This window comes from Streptomyces sp. NPDC004051 (genome assembly GCF_053604275.1).
On the sequence record NZ_JBSGHG010000035.1, the window covers coordinates 65,705 to 72,917 of the forward strand.

General features: G+C 69.4%; 8 protein-coding genes and 1 pseudogene. 7 read left to right on the forward strand and 2 right to left on the reverse strand.

The features are described 5' to 3' along the window. Positions 1-64 precede the first annotated feature (64 nt). From ACWEQO_RS27875 to ACWEQO_RS27885, 3 genes are read left to right on the forward strand one after another with little or no spacing between them, the layout of a single operon-like run. Entirely contained in the window at positions 65-748 is a 684-nt protein-coding gene (locus ACWEQO_RS27875) for a response regulator transcription factor (RefSeq protein WP_361453197.1), read from the forward strand. Continuing rightward, positions 741-1,826: a sensor histidine kinase gene (locus ACWEQO_RS27880; protein WP_452985686.1), complete on the forward strand. Its 1,086-nt coding sequence runs from the start codon at positions 741-743 to the stop codon at positions 1,824-1,826. Before ACWEQO_RS27875 ends, ACWEQO_RS27880 begins: the two co-directional genes overlap by 8 nt. A gap of 58 nt (positions 1,827-1,884) precedes the next feature. Next, the gene (locus tag ACWEQO_RS27885; RefSeq protein ID WP_452985687.1) at positions 1,885-2,808 is read left to right on the forward strand and encodes an LLM class F420-dependent oxidoreductase; all 924 of its coding nucleotides are present in this window, start codon (positions 1,885-1,887) and stop codon (positions 2,806-2,808) included. 61 nt (positions 2,809-2,869) lie between these two features. Here ACWEQO_RS27885 and ACWEQO_RS27890 read toward each other — a convergent pair whose 3' ends face one another. After that, positions 2,870-3,550, reverse strand: a complete 681-nt coding sequence (locus ACWEQO_RS27890) for a TetR/AcrR family transcriptional regulator (RefSeq protein WP_452985688.1) — start codon at positions 3,548-3,550, stop codon at positions 2,870-2,872. Positions 3,551-3,650: 100 nt separating this feature from the next. On the opposite strand from ACWEQO_RS27890, the gene ACWEQO_RS27895 reads away from it, so the two are divergent. Together ACWEQO_RS27895 and ACWEQO_RS27900 are read left to right on the forward strand one after the other, a co-directional pair. Beyond that, positions 3,651-4,616, forward strand: coding sequence for an NAD(P)-dependent alcohol dehydrogenase (locus ACWEQO_RS27895; RefSeq protein ID WP_452985689.1), 966 nt, complete (start codon positions 3,651-3,653; stop codon positions 4,614-4,616). Between the two features lie 334 nt (positions 4,617-4,950). Then, complete coding sequence (locus ACWEQO_RS27900) at positions 4,951-5,778, forward strand: alpha/beta fold hydrolase (protein WP_361453209.1); 828 nt, start codon at positions 4,951-4,953, stop codon at positions 5,776-5,778. 27 nt (positions 5,779-5,805) lie between these two features. Here ACWEQO_RS27900 and ACWEQO_RS27905 read toward each other — a convergent pair. Continuing rightward, a pseudogene (locus ACWEQO_RS27905) lies at positions 5,806-5,973 on the reverse strand (IS481 family transposase); the annotation flags it as partial. 463 nt (positions 5,974-6,436) lie between these two features. Here ACWEQO_RS27905 and ACWEQO_RS27910 point away from each other — a divergent pair. Together ACWEQO_RS27910 and ACWEQO_RS27915 are read left to right on the forward strand one after the other, a co-directional pair. Continuing rightward, positions 6,437-7,027, forward strand: a complete 591-nt coding sequence (locus ACWEQO_RS27910; protein WP_452985690.1) for a bestrophin-like domain — start codon at positions 6,437-6,439, stop codon at positions 7,025-7,027. A gap of 53 nt (positions 7,028-7,080) precedes the next feature. Then, positions 7,081-7,213: transposase (locus ACWEQO_RS27915; RefSeq protein WP_452985691.1), on the forward strand; the 133-nt coding region annotated here is incomplete at its 3' end.

Here is a 7,213-nt window from a genome sequence, read left to right on the forward strand (position 1 = left end):
AGGTCCCGGCGCGCGCACGTCCTCGCATACAGCGCCGATACGCCGTGCTGCCTAGGCTTCGGACATGCGCGTACTGATCGTGGAGGACGAGCCCTACCTGGCCGAGGCCGTCCGTGACGGCCTCCGGCTGGAGGCGATCGCCGCCGACATCGCCGGCGACGGCGACTCCGCCCTGGAACTGCTCGGCGTCCACTCCTACGACCTCGCGGTCCTCGACCGCGACATCCCCGGCCCCTCCGGCGACGAGGTCGCCCGGCACATCGTCGCCTCCGGCAGCGGCATCCCGATCCTCATGCTCACCGCCGCCGACCGGATCGACGACAAGGCGTCCGGGTTCGAGCTCGGCGCCGACGACTACCTCACCAAGCCGTTCGAGCTGCGCGAGCTCGTCCTGCGGCTGCGGGCCCTCGACCGCAGGCGCGCGTACGCCAGGCCCCCGGTCCGCGAGATCGCGGGCCTGCGCCTCGACCCCTTCCGCCGGGAGGTCTTCCGCGACGGACGCCACGTCGCGCTCACCCGCAAACAGTTCGCCGTGCTCGAAGTCCTCGTCGCCGCCGAAGGCGGGGTCCTCAGCGCCGAGGAGCTGCTGGAGCGGGCCTGGGACGAGAACGCCGACCCCTTCACCAACGCCGTCCGCATCACCGTCTCCGCGCTGCGCAAACGGCTCGGCGAGCCATGGATCATCGCCACGGTCCCGGGTGTCGGCTACCGCATCGACACCACCCCTCCCGACTGCGCGCATGCGTAGACGCCCCGGACTCAGCACCCGACTGAAACTCACCCTCAGCTACGCCGGGTTCCTCGCCGTCGCCGGTGCCCTCCTGCTGGCCGTGGTGTGGGTGTTCCTGCTGCGCTACGTACCGGACAACCCCAAGGGCCTCCTCGGAATCTCCCCCAACCGCTACCTCCTCGTGCGCATCTTCACCCCCGCCGCGGCCGGGGCGATGGCCTTCCTGCTCGTGTTCGGCCTCGTCGGGGGATGGATCCTCGCCGGCCGGATGCTCGCACCGCTCACCCGGATCACGGACGCGGCACGGACGGCCGGGAACGGATCGCTGTCCCACCGGATCCGCATGGAGGGCCGCCAGGACGAATTCCGCGAACTCGCCGACACGTTCGACACCATGCTCGAACAAATCGAATCGCACGTCGCCGAGCAGCAGAGGTTCGCCGCGAACGCCTCCCACGAACTGCGCACCCCGCTGGCCATCTCCCAGGCCCTGCTCGACGTCGCCCGCAAGGACGAGGACCCCACCCGGGACCAGGGCGAACTCCTCCGACGCCTGCAGACCGTCAACACGCGCGCGATCGGCCTCACCGAGGCCCTCCTGCTGCTCAGCCGCAGCGACCGCGGGAACTTCACCCGCGAGAGCGTCGACCTCTCCCTCCTCGCCGAGGAGGCCGCCGAAACCCTGCTCCCCCTCGCCGAACAACGCGGGATCACACTCGACGTCACCGGCGGAACGACCCGGACCGGCGGCTCCGCGGAACTCCTGCTCCGCATGGTGACGAACCTCCTCCAGAACGCCGTCGTCCACAACCTCCCCGCCGGGGGCACCGTCACGGTCCACACCGAGGCGCAGGGCGACACGAGCGTGCTGCGGGTCGAGAACACGGGGCATCCGCTCCTACCGGAGCTGATCCCGACCCTCACCGAACCGTTCCAGCGCGCCACGGAACGCGCACGCACCGACGAGCACGCAGGCGTCGGACTCGGCCTGGCCCTCGTGCACAGCATCGTCCGCGCCCACGACGGAACCCTCGACCTCGCCCCCCGCCCCACCGGCGGCCTCCTCGCCACGGTCCGGCTGCCCGACACGCCGTAGGCGCCGTCCCCGATGGGCCGGCCCGCCCGTACCGGGCCCGACCAGGCAGGATGAAGACATGGATCTCCGTATCTTCACCGAGCCCCAGCAGGGGGCGACCTACGACACCTTGCTCACCGTCGCCAAGGCCACCGAGGACCTCGGCTTCGACGCCTTCTTCCGCTCCGACCACTACCTCAGGATGGGCTCCGGCGACGGACTGCCCGGCCCCACCGACGCCTGGATCACCCTGGCCGGCCTCGCCCGCGAGACCCGGCGCATCCGGCTCGGCACCCTGATGACCGCCGGCACCTTCCGCCTCCCCGGCGTCCTCGCCATCCAGGTCGCCCAGGTGGACCAGATGTCCGGCGGACGCATCGAACTCGGCCTGGGCGCGGGCTGGTTCGAGGAGGAGCACACGGCGTACGGCATCCCCTTCCCCAAGGAGAAGCTCGCCCGCCTGGAGGAGCAGCTGGAGATCGTCACCGGGCTGTGGGCCACCGAGCCCGGCCGGACTTACGACTTCCACGGCACCTACTACGACCTCACGAACTCCCCGGCGCTCCCCAAGCCCGCCCAGTCGAAGGTCCCGGTGCTCATCGGCGGCCACGGCGCCGTCCGCACCCCGCGCATCGCCGCACGGTACGCCGACGAGTTCAACATGCCCTTCGCCTCCCTCGAGGACAGCGAGCGCCAGTTCGGCCGGGTGCGCGCCGCCGCCCAGGAAGCAGGCCGCGCCCCCGACGACCTCGTCTACTCCAACGCCCTGGTCGTCTGCGTCGGCAAGGACGACCGGGAGATCGCCCGCCGCGCCGCCGCGATCGGCCGCGAGGTCGACGAACTGCGCACCAACGGGCTGGCGGGTTCCCCGGCCGAGGTCGTCGACAAGATCGGCCGCTACGCCGAGATCGGCTCCCGCCGCATCTACCTCCAGATCCTCGACCTCTCCGACCTCGACCACCTGGAACTGATCTCCTCCCAGGTCCAGTCCCAGCTGCCCTAGCGCCTTTTGCGGAAGTGAAGTTGTCGGACTGGACGTGCCCTGCGGCAGGTACCGTTTCATGTCAGGCTCTGGGGGACCGCTGCCCCTGGGGCCTGGCAGGTGCAATCGGGAGGCTGCGCAGTGTCAGCGCAGTCGGCGGGGGCAGCGGTTTGTTGGCCGGGTCGGTGCGGAACGACTGGAGCAGATAGGCCACCAGGCGCCGGGACGCTGCACCATCATCCGGTAGGGCGGTCACCAGACCGCAGTGTGCCAACAGGACCACGGCGAGGTCGGAGGGGTGAAAATCGGCCCGCAGCGCGCCCGACGCCTGGGCCCTGCGCACCAGGGTCGTGAAGTCCCGCTCGGCTCGTTGCCGGGACTGCGCGTGTTCCGACGTGCTTTCCGGGAAGGCCGCGAGGAACGCGGCCGGGAACCCGCGTTCCTTCCGTTGCAGAGCGCAGATCGTCTCGACCAGCTGCTGGAAGCCTTGCCACGGGTCAGGGGCGGCCAGAGCCTCGGTGAGCGCCCGCGCGCAGGTCGCCATCTGCTGCACGAACGCGTCCCGCACCAGAGCGTCCCGGGTCGGGAAATGCCGGTACAGCGTCGCCACGCCGACCCCGGCCCGCCGGGCCACGGTCGCCATCGGGGCATCGATCCCGTGCTCCGCGAAGACCGCACGGGCGGCGACGAGAACGCGCTCCCGGTTGCGCCGGGCGTCCGCCCGCACGCCGTCCCGGGCTGCGATCCGAGAGGATTCCGCCATCACTGTCTCTCGCTTCCGGTCCAAGCGGACGATTGCGTCCACTTGAGAGCTTACGGTCGACGCCAGATCCCTGTACGGCCCCGGCGGCAAAGGCAGAACGATGAACGACCGCATGATGAAGGCAGTGCTCTACGACCGCTACGGCGGCCCCGAGGTGCTCTACACGGCCCGCGTACCACGCCCCGAGCCGGCCCCCGGCGAGGTTCTTGTAAAAGTGCGCGCGTTCAGCGTCAACGGCGGCGAACTGGCAGCTCGTGCCGGCCGCCTCCGCCTCCTGAGCGGCCGGAGATTCCCCAAGCGCGTCGGCTTGGACTTCACCGGCGAAGTCGCCGCGCCGGGTGCTGCAGTCACACGGTTCGCGGCCGGCGACCGCGTATGGGGGGTCTTGGGCCGCACCTCCGGGTTCGGCAGCGCCGCCGAGTACGTGGCCGTGCCCGCCGAGCGGGTCGGCCGGCTCCCCGACAGCCTGGACCTGGTGGACGCCGCCGCGCTGCCGGTGGCCACCACAGCCATCACCGCGCTGCGGGACAAAGCCGGGCTGCGCCCCGGCGAACGACTCCTCGTGCGGGGTGCGGCGGGAGGTGTCGGCAACGCCGCCGTCCAGCTCGGACGGGCGTACGGCGCCGAGGTCACGGCCCTCGCCCGCGCAGCCAACCTCGACTTCGTCCGCGGGCTCGGGGCTCACCAGGCCGTCGACCACCGGACCGTGCGCCCCGCAGAACTGGGCCGCTTCGACGTGGTCCTGGACACCGCGGGCACCGATCTGCGGGTCTTCAGACGCCTACTGAATCCCGGCGGACGCATGGTCGCCATCGCCTTCGACCTGAAACGGCCCATGGCGTCGCTCGGCTACCTAGCAGCCAGCACGGTCCACGGACGCGGCCGGGTGCGCTTCTTCAGCGGCAACCCCACGCGGGCGGAATTCGACGACCTCGCCCGCCATGTGGCCGAGGGCAAGCTGAGCCCCGCGGTGGACACGGTCTTCCCCCTGGAGGAGACAGCAGCGGCACACCAGGCGCTGGAGGCGGGCGGCGTCCAGGGCAAGCACGTGGTCAGGATCGCGTAGGACATCTGTGGAGGTGCTGATCACAGCCATTCGTTGGTGGCAGCGATGAGGACGGTCGCCTCGTAGCGGACCGCCAGCTGTCATCGTTGAGCACCCCCGCACGGCCCGGAGACGGACTGGGCGAGGGTGTCGCAGTGCGCCTCTCGATGCGCTGAAGTGGAGCTTCCCCAGTAGGGTGGGATACACGACGCGCTCACCGGCCGCCTTCCGCTGCCAGCCCCTCCCTCGCCTCCCCTGTGCGTCCTCTGCTGGTCGTGGCGTGACATTCCAAGTGCGGCTCGGGCACTGAATTCCCATGAAGCGCGGAGTTCGGACAAGTGCTAGAGAGGCAATCATGGCCTTTGCCACTGCCAAGGACGACACGCAGATCTATTTCAAGGACTGGGGGTCGGGCCCACCGGTGGTCTTTTCCCACGGCTGGCCACTGATCGCGGACGCGTGGGATCCGCAGCTGAAGCTGATGGCCGACAACGGCTTCCGGGCTGTGGCCCACGACCGGCGCGGGGGTGGACGCTCGGGCCAGTCCTGGAAGGGGAACGACCTCGACACGTACGCTGAAGATCTGGCCTCGGTCATCGAGGCCCTCGACCTTCGTGACGTCATCCTGGTCGGTCACTCGACCGGTGGGGGAGAGGTCACACGCTACATCGGCCGACATGGTTCGAGTCGTGTCGCCAAGGCGGTTCTGCTCGGCGCGATCCCCCCTTTGATGCTCAAGACGGAAGCGAACCCGGAGGGGCTGCCGATCGACGTCTTCGACGAGCTCCGAAAAGGCGTACTGACGGACCGTTCTCAGTTCTACAAGGACCTCAGTGCTCCCTTCTACGGTGCCAACCGCGAAGGGGCGACCATCTCTCAGGGGATTCGCGAAGAGTTCTGGCTCTGGAGCATGACGGTGGGCATCGCGGGCGCCCACGACTGCATCAAGGCGTTCTCCGAGACCGACCTCACTGAGGACCTCAAGAAGTTCGACATTCCCACGCTGATCATTCACGGTGACGACGATCAGATTGTTCCCATCGTGGCATCCGCGAATAAATCGTCGCAGTTCGTCAAGGACGTGACCTTCAAGGTCTACCCGGGTGCTCCGCACGGCTTGTCGATGGTTCCCGAGTTCGCGGGACGGTTCAACGCCGACCTCCTCGAATTCGCACGCGGCTGACCGGCCACGCCTCGTCGCTCACTGGTCTTCGGCCTGGTGGCGGCGGTACCAGGTGTAGTAGGCCTGCCGGCTGATCCCGAAGGAGCGGCAGGACATCGCGACGTTCCCGGTGACCTCTTCGACGTGGCGTATGACGGCCGGGCGCCGCTTGGCCTCGCGGTCAAGCGGCGGGGTGGTGAGGGTGGACTTCGGCATGTGGATCTCCGTAGTGATCGGAGACCCAGGTGTCAATGATGATCGTCAGTTTTGGACCGACAGCGCTTGTGGTGCGTGTGGACGCCACTGCTGGATCAGCCCGCGTCATCGGGTCGGTCAGCTCGACGTCGGTGGCCTCCGGCCGAGGAGCAGGTGGAAGGTGTACCCCTCGTCGCAGCACACCACGTCAAGGTTCGACTCTCGGCTGAACGGCCGTGAACGGGGCTGACCGAGACGGAAAGCGAGACGGGCGCGGCGGTCGTTGTCGGTACCGCCTCGTACGGGGCCGTACTCGGCTGTTTGGCCGACGAAGCGAGAGGCCGTGCCGGGCGTCGCGGGCGTCGAAGGCCTTCGGCCTGTGACCATGGAGCGTTCATTGAAAGTGATCGCCGAAGAGCTCCGGGCCACGGGGGCCGATGTGCCGCCGGGCGGATGCTCGTGGAAACGTGCTGTAGGTGATGTGGTGGACTGGTTGACCTCGCTGCCGGCGGTGGTGCTGGTGGTGGGCGGGCTCTTACTCGCCCTCCTGGTCGCGGCCGTGGCGCGGATCGGCGTCCGGGCGCTCGTGCCGGTCGAGGAACGGGACCGGGTGCCGCAGATCGCCACGCCCCTGATGCCGACACTCGGCGCTGCCTTCGCGATCTTTGCGGCACTCTCCCTGGCCAGCGAGGCCGGCTACCTGCGCACAGCCGAGGGGCTGGTGAGTGACGAGGCGGCCGCGACCTCCCGCCTGGCATGGGCGGCGACAAGTCCGCGAGTCCAGTCGGAGCCGATCCACGCGGCGCTGCTGGACTACTTGCAGACCACGCGTGCCAAGGAATGGAAGAGTCCAGCAGCGGCGTCCGGTGACGACCCGGCCACCGCCCGCGCGATCGCACGGCTGGAGCGGAGCGTGCGCACCGAGGCGGCCCGGCCCGAGGTGGGAAGCACGACGGGCACGGAGCTGGTGGTCTCCCTGGACGGTGTCACCGATAGTCGTCGCGCCCGCGTCGCGGCCGCCTCGCGCGAGGTTCCCACGCTCTACGTCGTCACGCTTGTGAAGTTCCCCCGCTGAGCTGGACAGCCTGATACTGGGACGGAAGGTCCCGGAGGAAGCAGTTCCAGGTAGTGAGCAAGAAGAGCAACACGAGCAAGCGGTACACGGACGAGTTCAAACGCGACGCGGTCGCGCTGGTGCACTCGTCAGGCAAGACGGTCACCGAGGTCGCCCGGGAGATCGGCGTCAGCGCCGAGGGACTGC

Coding starts and splice junctions, on each gene's coding strand:
- ACWEQO_RS27875 (WP_361453197.1), top strand. CDS start 65: ATGCGCGTACTGATCGTGGAGGACGAGCCCTACCTGGCCGAGGCCGTC.
- ACWEQO_RS27880 (WP_452985686.1), top strand. CDS start 741: ATGCGTAGACGCCCCGGACTCAGCACCCGACTGAAACTCACCCTCAGC.
- ACWEQO_RS27885 (WP_452985687.1), top strand. CDS start 1,885: ATGGATCTCCGTATCTTCACCGAGCCCCAGCAGGGGGCGACCTACGAC.
- ACWEQO_RS27890 (WP_452985688.1), bottom strand. CDS start 3,550: ATGGCGGAATCCTCTCGGATCGCAGCCCGGGACGGCGTGCGGGCGGAC.
- ACWEQO_RS27895 (WP_452985689.1), top strand. CDS start 3,651: ATGAACGACCGCATGATGAAGGCAGTGCTCTACGACCGCTACGGCGGC.
- ACWEQO_RS27900 (WP_361453209.1), top strand. CDS start 4,951: ATGGCCTTTGCCACTGCCAAGGACGACACGCAGATCTATTTCAAGGAC.